The organism is Pirellulales bacterium, assembly GCA_019694455.1.
In the GTDB taxonomy this organism is placed as follows: domain Bacteria; phylum Planctomycetota; class Planctomycetia; order Pirellulales; family JAEUIK01; genus JAIBBY01.
In genome coordinates this window covers 1-18264 of the sequence record JAIBBY010000030.1, presented here as the reverse complement: position 1 = coordinate 18264, position 18264 = coordinate 1, and the positions used below count along the sequence as shown (strand labels likewise).

Sequence of the window (18264 nt, the reverse complement as noted above, 5' to 3'; positions counted from 1 at the left end):
CGCGGGCGAATGCTCCTACTAGTGTCGCACAAGAGCACGCGCCTGTGGATACGGACGATCGAGCGGCGTCTGACAGGGAACGGCCAGACGCTAGGCCCCGAATTTGCCGAGGCGGCCGGCGTTGGCCAGGGCGAGCAGCATCAGGTACTTGGCCTCGAACTGGCCCAGGCCGCCGCGCAGGCAATCGCTTTCGCCGAATGTCTGGCAGCCGTCGCTGCGGCACTCTTTGGAGTAGAGGATCGTTGGCACTGGATGCCAGCTATGCGAACGGAGCAAGCTGGGGGTGCTGTGATCGCCGGTGACGATGAGCACCTCGGGATTGAGGGCCGTGACTTGCGGGATGATGGCGTCGAACTCCTCGATGCGCCGCACCTTGGCGTCGAAGTCGCCATCTTCGCCGCTGGAGTCGGTGTACTTGTAGTGCAGAAATACAAAGTCGTACGCGGCGTAATGATCGCGGAGCAGGGCGACCTCTTCGGCCAAGGTTTGCGGCTTGCCGACGATCGTCATGCCGGCCAGCCGCGCAAGACCTTTATACATGGGATACACGGCGATGGCGGCGGCCTTGAGCCCGTAGACCTCTTCGTAGCTCGGCAGCGCCGGATGACGCGAGAAGCCGCGGAGCGTCAGGCCGTTGGCCTTCTTCTCGCCGGCGAGCAATTTTTCCGCCTGACGGATGAACTCGGCCGCGACCTCGGCCATGCGCTCGCTGCCGGGCTGGGACGCCTTGGGCGCCAGCGGCGCGACGCCGGTGACCTGCGGATCGGTGTCGTGTACGTCGCCGCCCAGACCGGGCGCGCGAAACACCACCACAAAGCGATGCTCCTTGACCGGTTCGACGAAGATCTCGACGCCGGGGATTTTCACCTCGCGCAGGCGCACGGCGAGCGGCGCGCTTTCTTCGGTGGCGATGCGACCGGCGCGGCGATCGGAGATCAGCCGCTGGGCGCCAAGCGTGCAAAAGTTGCCGCGCGCGGCGACGTCGTGCGGTCCCAATTCAAAGCCGATGCCAGTCGCCTCCAACGCGCCGCGGCCAATGCGGTAGATCAACGGGTCGTAACCAAACAGTCCCAAATGGCCGGGGCCGCTGCCGGGGGTAATGCCCGGCTTGACCGGAATGGAGAGCCCACAGACTCCTTGTCCAACGAGCCGGTCGAGGTTGGGAGTGCGGGCGGTTTCTAGCTCGGTCTTGCCGCCGGGGGTTAATGGCAAGCCGCCCAGTCCATCGGCCACCAGCATCACGATCTTCGAGTCGCTTTTTTGCTTCAGGTCGCGCGTCAGTTCGTGCATGTCCATGGCGGGTGTTCCTCGAAGTGGGGCTAGCTGGGCAAGATCGCTATTTTGCTGTGGTGGTTGAAATTCGCCTAGTGGCAGAATCCATGGCGATATTCGGCGGCTGAGAGAGATTTTTTTCAGAACGTGCAAACCACGGGGCGGTTGGCTGCGTATACCCAAGCACCGCCTGTGCCGAGACCGCGCGCCGGTAGCGGCAATTGTTGACATCCCCCCTACGGCCGGGGAGACTTGATTTGATCTTTGCACAAGCGACTGACCTTGATCTTCGCGCGGCAAGCGCCTCGCGAACCGAGCTTGGAGTCGTGCAAGCCGATCGACTGCCCGCCGCCGCAACGATTGCGGTCCACCCTGCCCTATTGCCTACATGCGGGGCCCTTGCGGTTTCCGCCTTTCCCTCGTTCTGACATTTGTTCACCCCTCAGAGGAGAGACGTGATCATGCTCAGCAAGTCTCGGTTTGGCAGCGCCTTGGCGCTAGCTTTGGTATTGTCGGCCAGCGCTAGCTTCGCCGGCAAGTTCAACAAGGTGTTGGACGCGGGCGACAAGGCGCCCGACTTCAAGGGCATCATCGGCACCGACGACAAGAAGCACAGTCTGGACGAATACAAAGACGCCGCCGCGGTGGCGCTGGTGTTCACCTGCAATCACTGCCCGGTGGCCATCGCGTGTGAAGATCGGATCATCGAACTGCAGAAGGCGTACAAAGACAAGAACGTGCAGGTGATCGCGATCAACGTGAACAACACCGAGCAGGACAAGCTGGACATGATGAAGGAGCGGGTCGAGCAGAAGGGATACAACTTTCCCTACCTCTACGACCCCACGCAAAAGGTGGCCAAGGACTTTGGCGCCCGCGTGACGCCCGACGTGGTGCTATTGGACAAGGATCGCAACGTGGTTTACACGGGGTTGATCGACGACGCGCCGCTGGAACCGGCCAAGGCGCAGAAGCACTACCTGCGCGACGCGATCGACGCGGTGCTGGCGGGCAAGTCGCCTTCGACCAACGAGACGAAGGCGCAAGGCTGCGGCATCAAGTTCGAATAGCCGCTGGCCGCGTTGGCTCACGAGGCGCCGCTGCCAGTGGTTATGGGGCAGCGGCGCCTTTTTTTGTTTTTTAGAGCGGTGAATGCGAGAACGCGATCATGCGAACAGCGAAAGTCGGCGCGGCGCTACTGGGGGCGATGACGTTGGCGATGGGGTTGTCGGCGGAACCTGCCGCGGCGGCGGCGCCCCAGAGCCCGGAGCAGGTGACGCTCGAACCGGCCGGTCGTGAGGAGTTCGACAAACTGTTGGCGAGCGCGCGCGGCAAGGTGGTGCTGGTCGACTTTTGGGCCACCTGGTGCGCGCCGTGCAAAGAGATGTTCTCGCAGACGGTGGCGCTGCACAAGAAGCACCAGCAAGACGGACTGACGGTGATCTCGGTGAGCTTTGACGATGCGGAGCAGGCCGCGGACGCGCTGGCCTTTTTGAAGGAGAAGGGAGCGGCGTTCACCAACCTGCTGAGCAAGGACGGGTTCGATTCGACCGACACGTTTGAAATCGACAACGGCGCCTTGCCGCACTATCGGCTGTACGACCGCCAGGGCAAGCTGATCAAGAAGTTTGTGTCGGGCGACCCCCAGAGCGTGTTCAAGGAAGCGGAAGTGGCCGCGGCGGTCGGCGCCGCGCTGGCGGAGAAGTAGCCCGCGTGGAGCGCGGCGCCCCAGGCGGCTATGCTGAAGGGGTGGATCGTAGCCGCGCAGGATGGCCGCAAGGAAACCGAAGGTGACGCGCGCCCTGTTGATGATTGCCGCGCTGGCGGTATGTGCCTTGGCGCCTTTTGGCGCATTGGCTGGCCAGCCCGCCACGCAAGCGGAGAAAGACGCCCACATCGCGGCGCTGATCGCCAAACTGGGCGATCCGCAGTTCAACGTGCGCGAAGCGGCGCAGGCCGAGTTGGTTGAACTGGGCCCGGAGTCGTTTGACGCACTCACCGTGGCCGAGCGGCACGAGGATTTGGAAATCGCCTCGCGAGCCCGCTATCTGTTGGGGCTCATTCAATTCAGTTGGGTGCGCGAGGACGACCCGCCCGAGGTGCGCGAGGCGCTGTCCGACGACGAGATCCTCGACGCGGCGGGCAAGGCGGCGCGGATCGAGAAGCTGGCGCGGCGCCCCTCGCTGGCGGTGGTGCGCACGTTGTGCCGGCTGACGCGTTTTGAAAAGTCGCACACGCTTTCCAAGCTGGCGGCGGCGGCGCTGATGGAAGCGGCGCCTGCGGATCAGGTTGAGTTCGCCGCCACCATTGCGGCCGAGATTGGCAATAGCCCCCGCCCCGCCGCCGAGTGGCTGCGGGCCTTTGTGGCGCCGGCGAACCAGCGCGGCGAAACCTTGAAGCAATGGCAAGAGTTCATCGCGCGCGAAGAGGCGACCTTGCAGCAGACGCCCGAACAGTCGCGCCCCGAACTGGTGCTGGCGCTGGTCAAGACGCAGGTGGGCTGGCTCAAGGAACTGGGGCGCGACGACGAAGCGAGCGCGGCGATCGAACGGATCGTGGCGCAGGAGTCCGGAGAGTCGGCGTCGCTGGCGAAGCTGGTGCGTTGGCTCTCGGGCCAACAAGCGTGGGACGCGCTCGACAAACTGGCCGGCCGATTTGTCAGCCGCTTTTCGACCGACGCGGCGCTGGGCTACCTGTTGGCCGAGGCGCGGGCCGAGGAGGGAGATCAGAGCGCGGCCGACGAGTTGGCGCAAGACGCCTTTGCTCTCAACGCCGGCGACGCCGCGGCGCACCTGGCCGTGGCGCAAGAACTGCGCAATCGCGGGCAACTGGCGTGGGCCGAGCGCGAGTGGCGCTACGTCTTGCAGGTGGGGCGGGCAGAGAGCGTCGACGTCATCAACGCGCAGTTCAAGCTGGCCGAGTTGTTGCATGACCGCGCGGCGTCGGCAGGCGCCGCCGACGTGCTCGACGCGGGGTTGGCCGCGCTCGAAAAGTCGGCGCAACAAGGCAACAACAACGGCGTGGACGTGAAGCGCTTGCTCGAAGCGATTCGCGGCCATTACGTCGCGCGGTCGCACTACTATCACGCGCTGGGCCACAAGGCGGACAAGAACGAGGCCAAACTGATCGAGCACTTGGACGCCGCCGCGCTAGCCGACCCGCTCGACGCCGATGTGCTGATCGAACTGCATCGATTGCCCAACCCAACCGCCGAGCGGCGCAAGGCGACCGAGGAGTTGATCGAGACGGCGGCGCGCACGTTTCGGGCGCAGATCGCGCAAAGCCCACGCGAGGCGACCGGCTACAACCAACTGGCGTGGCTGTTGAGCAACACCGGCCGCGACCTGGACGAGGCGCTGCGCTGCTCGCTGGAGTCGCTCAAGCTGAAGCCAGGAGATGCCGGGCTGTTGGACACGCTGGGGCGCTGCTACTTCGCGCTGGGGGACGTGGAGAACGCCGTCAAGCAGCAGCGGTTGGCGGTCGATCTGGAGCCGCATTCGGGCGTGATGCGGCGACAGTTGGAGGAGTTCGAGGCGGCATTAAAAGCCAAGAACGGCAAGTAATTTGCACGCCGCTGCTCGCCGAGCCGATTGGCGCCGCCCTTTCCCGCGCGAAGGAACAACTATGCTGAACAAACAAAAGGTGGCGGGCGTTGAACTGGCGTATGTCGATCAAGGCGCTGGCCCGGTGGTGGTGCTGGTCCATGGTTTTCCGCTCGATCACTCGATGTGGGACGCGCAGATCGCGGCGCTGGCTGGCCGGCATCGCGTGATCGCCCCCGACCTGCGCGGGTTTGGACAAAGTCAGTCCATCGGCGGCGTGGCCACCATGCAGCAGATGGCCGACGACATCGCCGGCCTGCTCGACGCCTTGGCGGTTCGCGAGCCGGTTTCGTTTTGCGGGCTGTCGATGGGGGGCTATGTGGCGTGGCAGTTCTGGGCGCGGCACGGCGCGCGGCTGGCGCGGTTGGCGCTGTGCGACACGCGGGCCATCGCCGACACGCCCGAAGCGGGCGCGGGGCGGCGCAAGCTGGCGGACCAGGTGTTGTCCGAAGGGCCTGCGCCGGTGTGGCAGGCGATGCGCGAAAAGCTGTTCGCGCCGCGGACATTGGTAGAACAGCCGGCGATTGTGGCGGCGCAAGAGCGGGTGACGCTGGCGACCTCGGCGGCTGGCATCGCGGCGGCGCTACATGGCATGGCCGAGCGGCCCGACATGACCGCGCGATTAGCGGAGATCGACCTGCCGACGTTGGCACTGGTGGGCGAGCATGACGCGATCAGCGCGCCGGCGGAGATGCGCGGCATCGCCGAGTCGATCCGCGGCGCGCGGTTGGCGATCATCCCCGCGGCGGGCCACATGGCGCCGCTAGAAAACCCGGCGGCGGTGACGCAAGCGTTGGCGGAGTTTTTGGGGTAGGTGGGGGCGAAGAGCGCGCCGTTACGGCACTTCGAAGAGTGATTGGCTCTTTACGATGGCGTAGTCGTCAGGGAAGGTGTGGAAGGCCTGCACCAGCATGCAGCGGGCGCGGGTTTCGATGTTCACGTAGCTGACGGCGCCGAGCGCGATGCGGCCGCTCGACGAAAAATGGTGCAGCATCCCTTTGCGTTCGCCGTCGAACGACAATTCTTGCTGGAACGCCCAGAAGACCTCGGGATCGACCTGTTCCAGTTGAAAGCTGACCTGATAGACGGCGCCGCTGCGACAATCGATGCGGTCGTTGTGGGTGCCCTTGGGACGGGCCGACAGCAGGCGCCGCCGCTGCGGCAACGGGTGCTGCGCCGAGGCCGCCACCTCGGTGAGCGTCAGCCCGTGATAACGCCAGGTGACGACGTGGCCGGCGCTGGTGATGTCGATCTTGGCCTCGTAGTTGCCGCGACTGACGGTGCGCGTTTCGTGGATCTGGAACAACTCGGGATGGAGGGCGCGCCCGTAGAGTTGAAAGACGAGTTCGGCGACCTTTGGTCGAACGGATAACACGTTCGGTATCCCCTGTGGAAGTGATTTGTTGATTGCGTGTGCGGAGCGGATCAACGAGGCTGATTATAGTTGGCTACCAGCGCGCGACAAAGAGTGTTTCGCGCGAGAGAAATTACTTCGCCTTCGCACACTTGACAAACGCGAGTGCTAGCGAAAAAGAGCGCGCCGCGCCGCAGGATTTTTTTGATGACGTCTTGGATTCGCCCGGTCTACGAGCGGCTATTCGCGCACTATGGGCCGCAGCGCTGGTGGCCCGGCGACACGCCGCTGGAAGTCATCGTCGGCGCCGTGCTCACGCAAAACACCAACTGGCGCAATGTGGAGCGGGCCATCCAGAACCTGCGCGCCGAGTGCGCGCTGGAGCCGCACGCGCTGCTCGCCCTCGACGCCGAAGAACTGGCCGAGCTTATCCGGCCGGCCGGGTATTACCGCGTGAAGGCGGGCAGGCTGCGCAACGTCATGCGCATGATCGTCGAGGAGTACGACGGCTCGCTAGACGTGATGTTCGCCACGCCGCAGGACGAACTGCGCCGGCGGTTGTTACAGGTGAACGGCGTGGGGGCCGAAACGGCCGACTGCATTTTGCTGTACGCCGGGCAGATGCCGAGTTTTGTGATCGACGCCTACACCCAGCGCGTGGTCAAACGGCATGGTTGGATCGAGTTCGAAGCCGACTATCACGCGCTGCAAGAGACGTTCGAGAGCGGCCTGCCGCGCGAGGCGGCGCTGTACAACGAGTATCACGCGCTGTTGGTGCAGGTGGGCAAAGATTTTTGTGGTCCCAAGCCGCGCTGCGAAAAGTGCCCTTTGGCGCCGCTATTGCCGGCGGGGGGCCCGCTGTCGCCCGAGTTTTGAACGGCGCGGCTAGCGACTGCTAGCAGCGGGCGCCGGCGTCTTTTTCTTGGCTGGCGGCAAGTGGGCGACATCGTTAGTCTAGCGACCCTTTTTGTGGGAGAGTCCGCGCGCTCGCCGCGCGCGGATTGGCGCAGGACGTGCAATGTCTACGGGCCAAGGAGGGCTCGATGCGACGATTATTTCCGCTGTTGATCGCGGCGCTGGTGGGCGGGGGCGGCTACTTCTTGCAGAAGTACGAAATCAAGGGGCTCGACCAGGTCGTCATCCGTCCGCGCGGCGCCAGCGGCGTGGAAACGACGGGGGCGAGTTGGACGCCGTTTGGCGGCGCGGCAAGCGGCAGCGGAGGCGCCGACGCGACGCCACCCCCGCCGACCGACGCCGAGACGATTCGCGTGGCGTCGTTCAACATTCAGGTGTTTGGCACGTCGAAGCTGAAGAAGCAGGCGGTGATGCAAACGCTGGCCGACATTGTGCGCCGCTTTGACGTGGTGGCCATCCAAGAGGTGCGCTCCACCGACGACAACGTGCTGCCGATGTTCGTCGACCTGATCAACTCCACCGGACGGCGCTACGACTTTGCCATTGGCCCGCGGCTAGGCCGCACCAACAGCAAAGAGCAATACGCCTTTGTGTTCGACACCGCGCGCATCGAGATCGATCGAGGCTCGATCTACACCGTCGCCGATCCCGACGACCTGTTGCATCGCGAGCCACTGGTGGCGGCGTTTCGCGCACGGGGGCCTTCGCCCGAGCAGGCGTTCACGTTCACGTTGGTGAACATCCACACCGACCCCGACGAAGTGCGTCAGGAAATGAATGTGCTGGACGACGTGCTGCAGGCGGTGCGCAACGATGGCCGGGGCGAGGACGACGTGATCTTGCTGGGGGACCTGAACACCGACGACGCCCACCTGTACGAGGTGGGGCAGATTTCGAGCCTGATGTGCGCGCTGTCGCAGACGCCCACCAACACCCGCGGCAACCGGATGTACGATAACATCATCTTCGATCGCTGGCTGACGACCGAATTCGATGGCCGCTCGGGGGTGCTCACCATGCAATCGGAGTATCATCTGTCGATGGAGCAAGCGCTGGAGGTGTCGGATCATCAGCCGATTTGGGCACAGTTCAGCGTGTACGAAGGAGGGCGCCGCCTGCCGCTGGCCGCGCGTCCGGGTCAGCAGCAGCCTGCCCGATAGTCATGATGCCGCCCATCTTGAGCGATCGATTCGAGCAGGCGTTGAGCTACGCTTGCCAATTGCATCGGCAGCAGACGCGCAAGATCTCTGACACGCCGTACGTGGGGCACCTGTTGGCGGTGGCGGCCTTGGTGCTGGAACATGGCGGCGGCGAAGACGAGGCGATCGCCGCGCTACTGCACGACGCGGTGGAGGACCAAGGGGGCGCAGCGACGCGGCAAGCTATCGCCCTGCGGTTTGGCGAGCGGGTGGCGCGGATCGTCGACGCGGCCAGCGACGCTGACGGAGAGCCCAAGCCGCCGTGGAAAGAGCGCAAGCTGGCGCACTTGGCGCGGCTGCGCACGGCCGACGCGCCGGCGCGGCTGGTGCTGGCGGCGGACAAATTGCACAACGCGCGATCGCTGGCGCGCGATCTGCGCGCCAGCGGCGCGGCGGTGTGGCAGTCGTTCAATGGCGGGCGCGACGGGACGCTGTGGTACTACCGCGCGATGCGCGACGCGCTGGCCGACGGCTGGCGGCATCCGATCTTGGCTGAGCTAGACGACGCGCTGGCGCAACTCGAATCGCTCGCCGGGCAAGCAAGTCAGTAGCCCCCTGCTGTGCGCGAACCTCTTTGTTGACAGTGGCTTAGGGGCATCCCCTTCTGCCGCGGCCCAGCCAAGTTGAATGGTGCTCGATTTATTTTATTGGAAGGTGTCCGCCCAATCAGCCGGCTTACGTCTCTCGTTACTAGAGGGGCGAAAATCGATTCTGGATGGTGACCTTGCGCGCAGGCCAAAACCGGCGAACAAGTTGGTCGCCAGAGATGTTCGGAGCACGCTAATGCAGAGCCGCGGCAACTAGCCGCATTCAGTACATGAGTCGCAGACTCGTTCGCTCCGCTCGCTGGTCTTTCGCTTGAACTTCTGCCATTGGCTAACCGCGATGACGTGCGGCATACGTCTGTTGCTACGCACTAGCAGCTTGCCAGTGACCTAAAGTGTTGTTTCAAAGTTTTGGACAGGTGGATTATGCATTGCGCGCTTCTTGACGAGTTGCATCCTGATCTCAACCTATGGCTCCTGAGGTTCTCGGTTAAACGCAGGCCGCTGCTTGTTGTGCTCATTTGGGCCGCGTGCTTCGTCAATGCCATGGAGTCACAGGGCGCCCCAGTCGCGTATTACTACTACGGCGCTAATACAGCCTTCAGCGCGCCGGCTGGCGCAGTTGGCGGGGGCTATTTTCTCATCGACCCTACCATTGGCGCCGAGTACGAAGGCTACATTCTGGGAAACCACACGTATCGGTGGCCACTTTCCAACCGGAGCTCCCTCGACAATCGGCCACTTCCCGATCTCAATTCCGCGATTGATAATTCGCTGGGAGATTCGATTGCGCCAATGTTCGTTAAGGGAGAGTATGCCGAAGGCTATCAGCAAGGAGGTGGGGGATTTCTTCGGTATAGCCCGCTCCGGGTTGCACCGTTCATAAATGTCTACACCAACAACGGGCCACCTGTTTCGACGGGCACACCGCTCAGCAGCTTACTTGCGAGCGGCTTTCGCGACATCGCTGGTGGCGATACCGGGTCACGCTATACGTACATTGAGCACCCGACCATCTTGCCGTTTTCCGCTGAGGACGTTTTCAAGAACCCACGGTCATTTGGGTTTGGTGCGGATTCTCGAACTCCAAAGATCGTGGGAGCCGCGATCTATGCGGAATTTATGCCCCACGTTCATGTCGCTGGCCATAACGTCCCGATGCGATTAGCCGACGTGGCGGCGCTATTCGGTGTTGACCATTTCAATTGGCGACAAACTATCGTTGACCCTCCACTTCCGCTCGGTTGGAAGGTCGAGGTTGAACACTTCGATCTCAGTCGAGACCCAGCGTCGCAACCAAGGATCGACCCCATTGTGCGGCCCGAGTTCTCAGCCGATCGGTACGTTGTCACAAACAGCCAAGGGCGAACTGAACCCATCGACTTCCCCGAGGGCTTTGCGCCTGATGATCTCCCATTTTATTACAACGACGACGATGTGGTCAGGCAGGGCAATGTCCTGGGTTTCGTTGACGCACCGGGGTATGGAGCGGATTTCAATGTCGATCGCCTATATCGTGAATTTACGACCGAATTAGTGGGCGTCACAGCGGACGGTGAAATTCGCGAGACTGGAGTGAAATTCATGTGGAAGTCGAACGTCGTCTACGGGCCATTGGACGGGCAGGTTGTGCTTTACGATGGCGTCTTCGACCCGTCGAACCTCCCGCCAGTTGTAGGAGGAGAGATATTTGATGTTCAGGTCTTCGTTCCAGAACCTGCGTCACTCCTCTTATTCGCCGTCGGAAGCTGCGTAGTTCTGTACCGCGCGTCTCGCCGCGGCGCTGGACGAGTCGCGTAGAGCGAGCTCGCGCGCGGAATGTGCAAAAAGTTTGCTTGAATTTTGCGCACGCGCGGGGTTAAGATGCGCGGGACGATTGGTATCCAAAGAACCTGACCGAGATCAGGTTTCCCACGAGCCCAGCCGCTGGTTCGCCAGCGGCTGGGTTTTTTTGTGCGCGCTTCGCCGCGCGCGAGATGAGAACGAGCGGCGTTTTGACGGCGGCCGATGAGGGCGGAACGCGAATTCAACCCAAAGGGGGTGTGCATGCACGCGCGTGATCGAGTGGTGGAGTTTCGGAGGATTCCCGCTGGCCGGTTGCGGCCGCATCCACTCAATTGGCGGAGCCATCCGCCGGCGCAGCGCGCGGCGCTAGCGGGCGTGTTGGCCGAAGTGGGCTTTGCCGGCGCGCTGTTAGTGCGGCCGCTCGCCGGGGGCGACTTTGAACTGATCGACGGGCATTTGCGGGCAGAAACCTTGCCGCTGGCCGAACTGCCGGCGCTGGTGCTGGACCTCGACGCTGCGGAAGCGGCGAAACTGTTGGCGCTGTTCGATCCGTTGGCCGCGCTGGCCGTGCCGCGGCGCGAAGCGCTGGCGGAACTGGTCTCGCGCGTCGAAAGCGAGTGCGACGCCGTGAACGTGCTACTGGCGAACTTGTTGGAGACGCCGAACAAGGAGGGGGAGAGAGCCGCCGACGGTTACGGCCAAGGCGGTGAACGCCCCGCGGCGCGGCCGATGGAACCGGCGGGCGACGCGCTGGTAGAGGCGTATCAGGTGCTGGTCGAATGCGACGACGAGGCGCAGCAGCGGAGCATCTACGAACGATTGACCAGCGAGGGGTTGCGATGCCGATTGTTGATGCTGTAGTGGCCTGTCCGCTGTTCGATTCGTTTCGCGTGCGGCAACTGGCGGGCATGTTCGATGTGCCGCTGGTCCAGCGGATGAGCGAGCGGTTCGCGGTCGATGTGCCAGAACTTGCCGACGACTGGCGGATTGGGCTGATCGTGGGCCCCTCGGCCAGCGGCAAGACGACGATCGCCCGGCGGTTGTTCGGCGAGCGGTCGCTGGACCCATTCGCCTGGCCGCGCGATCGGGCGGTGATCGATTGCTTTGGCGAGCGTTCGATTCGCGAGATCACGGGGCTACTGACGGCGGTTGGTTTTGGCTCGCCGCCGTCGTGGGTCAAGCCCTACCACGTGCTCAGCGGCGGGGAGCGCTTTCGCTGCGACCTGGCGCGGGCACTGCTCACCGCCACGCCGTCGGCGCCGGGCGAGCGGCCGCTGGCAGTGTGCGACGAGTACACCAGCGTGGTCGATCGGCAGGTGGCGCGGATCGGTTCGCTGGCGTTGGCCAAATCGCTGCGCGCGGATCGAGCGACCGCGCGGTTGGTGGCGGTGACGTGTCACTACGACGTGGCCGAGTGGCTTGCGCCCGATTGGACGATCGACATGGCGGTTGGCGAGTTTCAGCGGAGGCGGCTTCGGCGGCGACCGCTGCGATTGGAAGTGCGCCGCGCGCGGCGCGATTTATGGCGACTGTTTGCGCGTCATCACTATTTGAGCGGCGCGTTGCCGCGCGGCGTCCGCTGCTACGCGGCCGTGTGCGACGGCGCCCCGGTCGCCTTTTGCGCCGTGCTGGCGCTGGTGGGCTATCGGGGGCGGTGGCGCATCAGCCGGCTGGTGACGCTGCCCGACTTTCAAGGGGTGGGCATCGGCACGCGACTGGCCGAAGCGGTGGGCGATTGGCACCTCGGCGAGGGGCTGCGCTTGAACATCACCGCCGCGCATCCGGCGCTGGTGCGGCACTGCGCGCGCTCGCCGGCGTGGCGAATGGTCGCTGTGAAGCGGGGTGGCGCGTCGGCATTGAGGGTTGCCCGCGACTATCGCAGTTCGGCGGGGCGCACGGTGGCTTCTTTCGAGTACGTGGGGCAGCGCGGATCGGCGCCGACAAGCCCATGAAGGTGTCGCCATGCCCCATGCCGTATCCGCGCGCGCCGCGATCATTGAATTTGCGCGGCGCCGACCTGTTGACCTGGAGCCGCGCGTATCTGCCGAATCACTTTGCGCGGGGGCCATCGTGGATGCACCGCTGGCTGGCGAGCGAGTTGAACGATCTTGGCGGCGTGCGCGGCTGCAAACTGAACGTGATCGGCCCACGCGGCGGCGCCAAGAGCACGGTGGCCACGTTGGCCTACGCGCTGCGGATGGCGCTCGAGGGGCGCGAGCGCTATATTTGGATCGCGTCTGACACGCGGCATCAGGCGTGCGCGCACTTGGAGAACATCAAGGCCGAGTTGATCGACAACCAGTGGCTGCGCGATGACTACCACGGCGCCACGGGGCAAGGACCGGTGTGGCAGGCCAGCAAGATTCGGCTGAACAACGGCGTGGCGATCGAGGCCTTTGGCACGGGGCAGCGGGTGCGCGGTTATCGCTATCGGGCGACGCGCCCCACGCTGATCATTTGCGACGACATCCAAAACGACTCGCATATCGAGTCGCGACGGCTGCGCGAGTTGAGCCGACGCTGGTTTCATGGCGCGCTGGCCCGCGCGGGGACCAAGCGCACCAACCTAGTGCATCTGGCCACGGCGCTGCATCCCGAGGCGCTGGCCTTGGAACTGGCGCGCACGCCGGGCTGGCAATCGCACGTCTTTGCGGCGGTGAGCGAGTTCCCCCAACAGATGGCGCTGTGGGGAGAGTGGGAGACGCTGTACGCCAACCTGGAATTGCACGAGGCACGCAGCGCCGCGCGGCGCTTTCATGCCGAGACGCAAGCGCGGATGGAAGCGGGCGCCGTGCTGCTCTGGCCCGACGAAGAAGACCTGTACACGCTCATGTGCCTGCGGGCCGAGAGCGGGCGCAGCGCTTTTGCCCGCGAGAAGTTGTCGAAGCCGATCTTGCCGGAGGTGTGCGAATGGCCCGAGTCGTATTTCGACGCGCACATCTGGTTCGACGAGTGGCCGGCGCGGCTGGTGGCGCGCACGCTGGCGCTCGATCCGAGCAAGGGACGCGATTCGCGGCGCGGCGACTTCTCTGCCCACGCGCTATTGGGCATTGATGAGGCGGGCTTGATCTATGTCGAGGCCGAACTGGCCCGCGAGCCGACGGCCGAGATTGTGGCCCGCGGGGTAGAGCTGTATCGGCGCTTTCGGCCCGACCTGTTTGGGGTGGAGTCGAACCAGTTTCAGGAATTGCTCGGCGGCCTATTCGAGGAGGAGTTTCGCCGACAGGGGGTGCTGGGGGCGGCGCCGGCGCTGGTCGACAACCGTGTGAACAAACTGGTGCGGATTCGCCGGCTGGGGCCGTACCTGGCCGCGCGGCGGCTGCGGTTTCGGCAGCGTAGCGCCGGCACCGCGCTGTTGGTGGAGCAGCTACGCGAGTTTCCGTGCGCCGATCACGACGACGGCCCCGACGCGCTGGAGATGGCGCTACGGCTTGCTGGCGAGCTATTGGCCGGAGACGAAGCGAGCGACGGGCTGGGAGATCGATTGCCGCTGTAAGTAACCGAAACAAGTTGTCCTTATCTATAGGGAGCGCAGCATGAACGAAACGAAGACCGACAGCGACACACAGGCGGGCGCCGCCGCCAACCCCCGCGGCGCCTTGGCGCGGCTCGAACGGCGGTTGGTCGAAGCGTATCTGGAACTTGGCGACCGCTATGTCGACCCGCGCGAGGCCTTGCTGGACGACGACGGCAGTCGCTGGCTGGAGCTGGGCGCCGGCGCGACGGCCAGCACGGTCGTCGCCAACGAGCAGGAACTGGCCCGCGTGCGGCGCGAATGTCGCGGCCTGGCGGCGACCAACGAGTTTGCCATCAACGGGCATGAGAATCGGGTGAGCTATATCGTGGGGGCGGGGCACGCGTACCGCGCCACGCTCAAGAAGGGCGCCGCCGCGCCTGTTGGCCTGGCGGCCGACACGCAGCGCGTGCTCGAAGATTTTTTGCGCGACGCCAAGTGGCAACAGCGGCAGCAAGAGATCGTGCGGCGGCGCGACCGCGATGGCGAGGCGTTCTTGCGGTTCTTCACCGCGCCCGAGGGACGGCTGCGATTGCGGTTTGTCGAGCCGAGCGAGGTCGCCACGCCAGCCGCCCGGGCCGTCGATGCGGCCGCCAGCTTTGGCGTGCTCACCGACCGGCAAGACGTGGAGACACCGCTGGCCTACTACGTGGGAAGCGAGATCGTGCCCGCCGACGAAATTCAACATCGCAAGGCGAATGTCGATCGCAACGTGAAGCGCGGGCTGCCGCTGTACTACCCGGTGCGGAAGAACCTGCGCCGCGCGGAAAAGCTGCTGCGCAACATGAGCGTGGTGTCGGAGATTCAATCGGCGATCGCGCTGATTCGGCGACACGCCAGCGCCACCCGCGCCAGCGTGCAGCGGTTTGTCAGCGATCAGGCCGACGCCGCCGTGACGCGCGGCGGACGCACCACGACGTTCAAGCAGTTTGGGCCGGGCACCATCCTCGACGCGTACGGCGGGCTGGAATACGACTTCCCAACCGCGGGACTCGACGCCAGCCGCTACGTCACGGTGCTGCAAGCGGAGTTGCGGGCGATCGCCAGCCGACTGGTGATGCCCGAGTTCATGTTGACTAGCGACGCGTCGAACGCGAACTACGCGAGCACGATGGTGGCGGAGGGTCCGGCGGTGCGGATGTTCGCGCGGTTGCAGGCGGAGCAGATCGAGGACGACCTGGAGGTGATGTGGCGCGCGGTGCGGTGCGCGGTTGACGCGGGCAAGTTGCCGAACGAGGCGCTGGTGGCGATCGAGATTCAGGCATCGCCGCCTTCCTTGGCGGTGCGGCATCCGTTGGAGGAGGCGCAGGTGGCGGAAATTCAGACGCGCGGCGGCATCCTCTCGCCGCAGACCTGGTCGCTACGGAGCGGGCTGGACTACGACCAGGAGCAGGAGAATTTGCGCGGGCACGCGGGGCGGGGGGATTAGAATAGCCAGGGTCTAACGATCGCTAATGGCGAATCAGCACGCCTTCTGTCGAGTCGCGCCCATCCCTTGCAGGAAGCTCCATGTTTCGGCCGACAGCAATTCTGTCACCCCGCGCAGTCGGATGTATTGCGTTCGCCTTAGCGGTTCTCGTAATCGCCGCAACGACGTTTATTGGCATCAATGGACGACGTCCGCGGGTACTCAATCCGAAAGCGCTCTCGGCCACTTGCCGTGTTGAACTGGATGGCGGAGGCCGGCATGTCGACGTCGTGATTAACAACTCCAGCGGCATGCTCGCTGCAATTGTGGATCAGATCGAGAGCGCAAGCCCGGAGTTAAATCCTGCGGCCTATGTCGCCACCGGGCAATTAGTCGTTGCCTACGCCGACGGCACGTCGCGCGAGTACGAGCTTTATGCTCCGTGGGGGCACTTCAGCCACAAAGGGTCGTACTACCAGACCGACTTATCTGGTTTGCAGGACGCCGTTGAACGCGGTGTTGCCGATGCCGCGGAGACTTTGAACCAATGGGACTCTATTCCAAGCCCTTAGGTTTTCTCGCGCACTGAATCGTCGCCCCGGTCTGGCACGAGGTCGAGCGACTTGCCGAGCAATTCAACCGCGGGCCGGTTCGCGTGGAGTCGGATCAGAATCGCGGTCCGGGAAGAGATTGAACCGCCGAGGCGCGGAGACGCCGAGGAGAAACGCTTCCTGGGGCGGCGCTAGCGCTGGTCCCAGGCTACGGTGTTGGGATGACGGTTGGCCAACGCGTTGTATGCACCGTAGCCTAGGGCATCGCCCTAGGTCGCGTTTCAATCCCATACAAATCGTTCGTCAAAGGGGATGCGGTAGCGCGTCAGGAACGCGCGGAATTCTTCTTGGAAGGATTTCGCGCGATGATGTTCTTCTTGATTGCGGACATACGCTTCGGCCTCGTCCCGCTGCGCGGGGCCAACCGAAAACATCCCGTAGCCGCGCTGCCAATAGAACCCCTGATAATTCGCGCCAAGCGATTTGACGAACTTGGAAGACTCTTGTTTCGAATGTTCAACCATTTCGGCAGGCGCATGCGTCTTGCCCATGTCGAAGAGGATATGGACGTGATCGGCGACGCCCCCCACGACGACCCACGGAGAATCGAGTTCGCGGAGGGTCGCGGCCAAGAATCCATGCACGCGAGATCGAATTGATTCGTCCAGCATGGGTTGGCGGTACTTGGTGCTAAAGACCAAATGGGCGTAAAGCTTGGTAAGTGACTGCGACATGATTGAAACTCATCAACCTGGGGCGGCGCTAGCGCTGGCCCCAGGCTACGGTGTCGGGATGACGTTTGGTCAACGGCCAAGCATGCACCGTAGCCTAGGCATCGCCCTAGGATGGGTGACACGGTATGCGATGAATGCGCACCTGGGGCGGCGCTAGCGCTGGCCCCAGGCTACGGTGTCGGGATGACGGTTGGCCAACGCGTTGTATTCACCGAAGCCTAAGGCATCGCCCTAGGATGGGTGACTCGGCGCTAAGGGGTCACAAAAATTGGTTTGTGCAAAAAATTGTGTTGCAAAGAATACTGAACAAATGTATCCTTAGGCCCATGAGAGAACTACTCGAAACACCGATCAATCGCGGCAAGGTCGATCAACTGCAACGGCTGCTCAGCGCCGCCTTCGCCGAGGTGCTGCGCCGCGGATATTACGGCACGGCCAGCGTGGAGATCAGCATTCAGGACGGCACCATCCAACACATTCGCTCCAAGTTGGAGCGGATCGAAAAGTAACCCAAACCAACTCGCGGTATCGTGCCCGAGCCTCTCACCGAGGCGTCGCGGTCGAGCCCACCCTCGCAAGCGCGAGCCTTCTGCCTGACCGCGGAAGGTTGGCCAGCGGCGGTGGGCTTTTTTCGTTGCATCACACCATCACAAGGAACTGATTCATGCGGCAACGACTGGTCGAATACGCCGACTCGCGCGGGCTGCGCGTGGGCGTGGATCGCGCGGCGGGCATCATCCGCGGCGTGAAAATTTTGGGGCTCGAATCGCGCAACGGCCGCAGTTATCTGCCCGACGCTTTGGCCGGCGCCATTGCGCTGTACGAAGGGGCGCGGGTGAACGTGAACCACGCTCGCGGCGGAGCGCGGGGCCCGCGCGACTATCAAGACCGGATTGGGCTGATTCGGCAGGCGCGATTCGAGAGCGGCGCGGGGTTGTTTGGCGACCTGTGCTTCAACCCCCGTCACGCGCTGGCCGAGCAATTGTTGTGGGACGCCGAGCACGCGCCGGAGAACGTGGGCCTGTCGCACAATGTCGACGCCTGCACCAGCCAACGCGACGGGCGGACGATCGTGGAGTCGATCGCGGCGGTGCATAGCGTCGACTTGGTGGCCGACCCGGCGACCACGCAAGGCTTGTTTGAAGAAGCGCCGGTGGGGCCGCAGCACGAGATAGCCGCTGGCGACTTGCAAGCCGAAATCGAAACCCTACGCGGCCAGCTTGACCAGGCGCGCACGGCGCTGGCGCTGGCCACGCGGCGCGAACTGGTGCGCGAGGCGCTGGAAGAGCATGGCCTGCCGGCGCAAGGGGGCGGCGGCTGCATGGTGAGCGCCGCGTTTTACGAATCGCTGATGGCCGCGGGGGACGAGCGCGGGGTGCGACGGC

At 64.2% G+C, this 18264-nt stretch carries 18 protein-coding genes; 15 read left to right on the top strand and 3 right to left on the bottom strand.

Annotated elements, in window-relative coordinates:
• Nucleotides 1-90: 90 nt before the first annotated feature.
• Nucleotides 91-1296 (bottom strand): 2,3-bisphosphoglycerate-independent phosphoglycerate mutase, encoded by a 1206-nt coding sequence (locus tag K1X71_13305; GenBank protein MBX7074116.1) that lies wholly within the window; start codon nt 1294-1296, stop codon nt 91-93.
• A gap of 437 nt (nt 1297-1733) precedes the next feature.
• Between K1X71_13305 and K1X71_13300 the strand changes: the two genes are divergently transcribed.
• From K1X71_13300 to K1X71_13285, 4 genes are all read left to right on the top strand, one after another.
• The gene (locus K1X71_13300; protein ID MBX7074115.1) at nt 1734-2342 is read left to right on the top strand and encodes a thioredoxin family protein; all 609 of its coding nucleotides are present in this window, start codon (nt 1734-1736) and stop codon (nt 2340-2342) included.
• A 98-nt stretch (nt 2343-2440) separates the two neighbouring features.
• Entirely contained in the window at nt 2441-2980 is a 540-nt protein-coding gene (locus tag K1X71_13295) for a TlpA family protein disulfide reductase (GenBank protein MBX7074114.1), read from the top strand.
• Between the two features lie 82 nt (nt 2981-3062).
• Nucleotides 3063-4835 (top strand): hypothetical protein, encoded by a 1773-nt coding sequence (locus K1X71_13290; GenBank protein ID MBX7074113.1) that lies wholly within the window; start codon nt 3063-3065, stop codon nt 4833-4835.
• 61 nt (nt 4836-4896) lie between these two features.
• Nucleotides 4897-5688 (top strand): alpha/beta hydrolase, encoded by a 792-nt coding sequence (locus K1X71_13285; protein ID MBX7074112.1) that lies wholly within the window; start codon nt 4897-4899, stop codon nt 5686-5688.
• A 21-nt stretch (nt 5689-5709) separates the two neighbouring features.
• Here the strand turns inward: K1X71_13285 and K1X71_13280 are convergent, their stop codons facing one another.
• A complete protein-coding gene (locus K1X71_13280) occupies nt 5710-6249 on the bottom strand; it encodes a DUF2617 family protein (GenBank protein ID MBX7074111.1) in 540 nt (179 codons plus the stop codon).
• A 186-nt stretch (nt 6250-6435) separates the two neighbouring features.
• Between K1X71_13280 and K1X71_13275 the strand changes: the two genes are divergently transcribed.
• The 9 genes from K1X71_13275 (at nt 6436) to K1X71_13235 (ending at nt 16166) form a co-directional block, all read left to right on the top strand.
• A complete protein-coding gene (locus K1X71_13275) occupies nt 6436-7104 on the top strand; it encodes an endonuclease III domain-containing protein (GenBank protein ID MBX7074110.1) in 669 nt (222 codons plus the stop codon).
• Nucleotides 7105-7271: 167 nt separating this feature from the next.
• On the top strand, nt 7272-8303 hold the full coding sequence (locus K1X71_13270) for an endonuclease/exonuclease/phosphatase family protein (GenBank protein MBX7074109.1): 1032 nt from the start codon (nt 7272-7274) through the stop codon (nt 8301-8303).
• Nucleotides 8304-8320: 17 nt separating this feature from the next.
• Entirely contained in the window at nt 8321-8893 is a 573-nt protein-coding gene (locus K1X71_13265; protein MBX7074108.1) for an HD domain-containing protein, read from the top strand.
• Nucleotides 8894-9313: 420 nt separating this feature from the next.
• On the top strand, nt 9314-10687 hold the full coding sequence (locus tag K1X71_13260; GenBank protein MBX7074107.1) for a hypothetical protein: 1374 nt from the start codon (nt 9314-9316) through the stop codon (nt 10685-10687).
• Nucleotides 10688-10933: 246 nt separating this feature from the next.
• Nucleotides 10934-11533, top strand: a complete 600-nt coding sequence (locus K1X71_13255) for a ParB N-terminal domain-containing protein (GenBank protein MBX7074106.1) — start codon at nt 10934-10936, stop codon at nt 11531-11533.
• Nucleotides 11512-12624, top strand: a complete 1113-nt coding sequence (locus K1X71_13250; GenBank protein MBX7074105.1) for a GNAT family N-acetyltransferase — start codon at nt 11512-11514, stop codon at nt 12622-12624. The genes K1X71_13255 and K1X71_13250 overlap by 22 nt, the downstream gene beginning before the upstream one ends.
• Nucleotides 12621-14168 carry a hypothetical protein gene (locus tag K1X71_13245; protein ID MBX7074104.1) on the top strand — a complete coding sequence of 516 codons (1548 nt, stop codon included), beginning with the start codon at nt 12621-12623 and terminating at the stop codon, nt 14166-14168. The genes K1X71_13250 and K1X71_13245 overlap by 4 nt, the downstream gene beginning before the upstream one ends.
• A 40-nt stretch (nt 14169-14208) precedes the next feature.
• The gene (locus K1X71_13240; protein ID MBX7074103.1) at nt 14209-15615 is read left to right on the top strand and encodes a phage portal protein; all 1407 of its coding nucleotides are present in this window, start codon (nt 14209-14211) and stop codon (nt 15613-15615) included.
• Between the two features lie 80 nt (nt 15616-15695).
• Complete coding sequence (locus tag K1X71_13235; protein MBX7074102.1) at nt 15696-16166, top strand: hypothetical protein; 471 nt, start codon at nt 15696-15698, stop codon at nt 16164-16166.
• A 260-nt stretch (nt 16167-16426) separates the two neighbouring features.
• Here K1X71_13235 and tnpA read toward each other — a convergent pair whose 3' ends face one another.
• Nucleotides 16427-16879 carry an IS200/IS605 family transposase gene (tnpA, locus tag K1X71_13230; protein ID MBX7074101.1) on the bottom strand — a complete coding sequence of 151 codons (453 nt, stop codon included), beginning with the start codon at nt 16877-16879 and terminating at the stop codon, nt 16427-16429.
• Nucleotides 16880-17205: 326 nt separating this feature from the next.
• On the opposite strand from tnpA, the gene K1X71_13225 reads away from it, so the two are divergent.
• Together K1X71_13225 and K1X71_13220 are read left to right on the top strand one after the other, a co-directional pair.
• Complete coding sequence (locus tag K1X71_13225; protein ID MBX7074100.1) at nt 17206-17388, top strand: hypothetical protein; 183 nt, start codon at nt 17206-17208, stop codon at nt 17386-17388.
• A 155-nt stretch (nt 17389-17543) separates the two neighbouring features.
• Nucleotides 17544-18264 (top strand): hypothetical protein (locus K1X71_13220; protein MBX7074099.1); only part of this gene is annotated, 721 nt, incomplete at its 3' end.

What these genes read in the sequence shown, in the direction of transcription:
- K1X71_13305 (MBX7074116.1), bottom strand. Translation starts at nt 1,296, where the DNA reads ATGGACATGCACGAACTGACGCGCGACCTGAAGCAAAAAAGCGACTCG.
- K1X71_13300 (MBX7074115.1), top strand. Translation starts at nt 1,734, where the DNA reads ATGCTCAGCAAGTCTCGGTTTGGCAGCGCCTTGGCGCTAGCTTTGGTA.
- K1X71_13295 (MBX7074114.1), top strand. Translation starts at nt 2,441, where the DNA reads ATGCGAACAGCGAAAGTCGGCGCGGCGCTACTGGGGGCGATGACGTTG.
- K1X71_13285 (MBX7074112.1), top strand. Translation starts at nt 4,897, where the DNA reads ATGCTGAACAAACAAAAGGTGGCGGGCGTTGAACTGGCGTATGTCGAT.
- K1X71_13275 (MBX7074110.1), top strand. Translation starts at nt 6,436, where the DNA reads ATGACGTCTTGGATTCGCCCGGTCTACGAGCGGCTATTCGCGCACTAT.
- K1X71_13270 (MBX7074109.1), top strand. Translation starts at nt 7,272, where the DNA reads ATGCGACGATTATTTCCGCTGTTGATCGCGGCGCTGGTGGGCGGGGGC.
- K1X71_13260 (MBX7074107.1), top strand. Translation starts at nt 9,314, where the DNA reads ATGCATTGCGCGCTTCTTGACGAGTTGCATCCTGATCTCAACCTATGG.
- K1X71_13255 (MBX7074106.1), top strand. Translation starts at nt 10,934, where the DNA reads ATGCACGCGCGTGATCGAGTGGTGGAGTTTCGGAGGATTCCCGCTGGC.
- K1X71_13250 (MBX7074105.1), top strand. Translation starts at nt 11,512, where the DNA reads ATGCCGATTGTTGATGCTGTAGTGGCCTGTCCGCTGTTCGATTCGTTT.
- K1X71_13245 (MBX7074104.1), top strand. Translation starts at nt 12,621, where the DNA reads ATGAAGGTGTCGCCATGCCCCATGCCGTATCCGCGCGCGCCGCGATCA.
- K1X71_13240 (MBX7074103.1), top strand. Translation starts at nt 14,209, where the DNA reads ATGAACGAAACGAAGACCGACAGCGACACACAGGCGGGCGCCGCCGCC.
- K1X71_13235 (MBX7074102.1), top strand. Translation starts at nt 15,696, where the DNA reads ATGTTTCGGCCGACAGCAATTCTGTCACCCCGCGCAGTCGGATGTATT.
- tnpA (MBX7074101.1), bottom strand. Translation starts at nt 16,879, where the DNA reads ATGTCGCAGTCACTTACCAAGCTTTACGCCCATTTGGTCTTTAGCACC.
- K1X71_13225 (MBX7074100.1), top strand. Translation starts at nt 17,206, where the DNA reads ATGAGAGAACTACTCGAAACACCGATCAATCGCGGCAAGGTCGATCAA.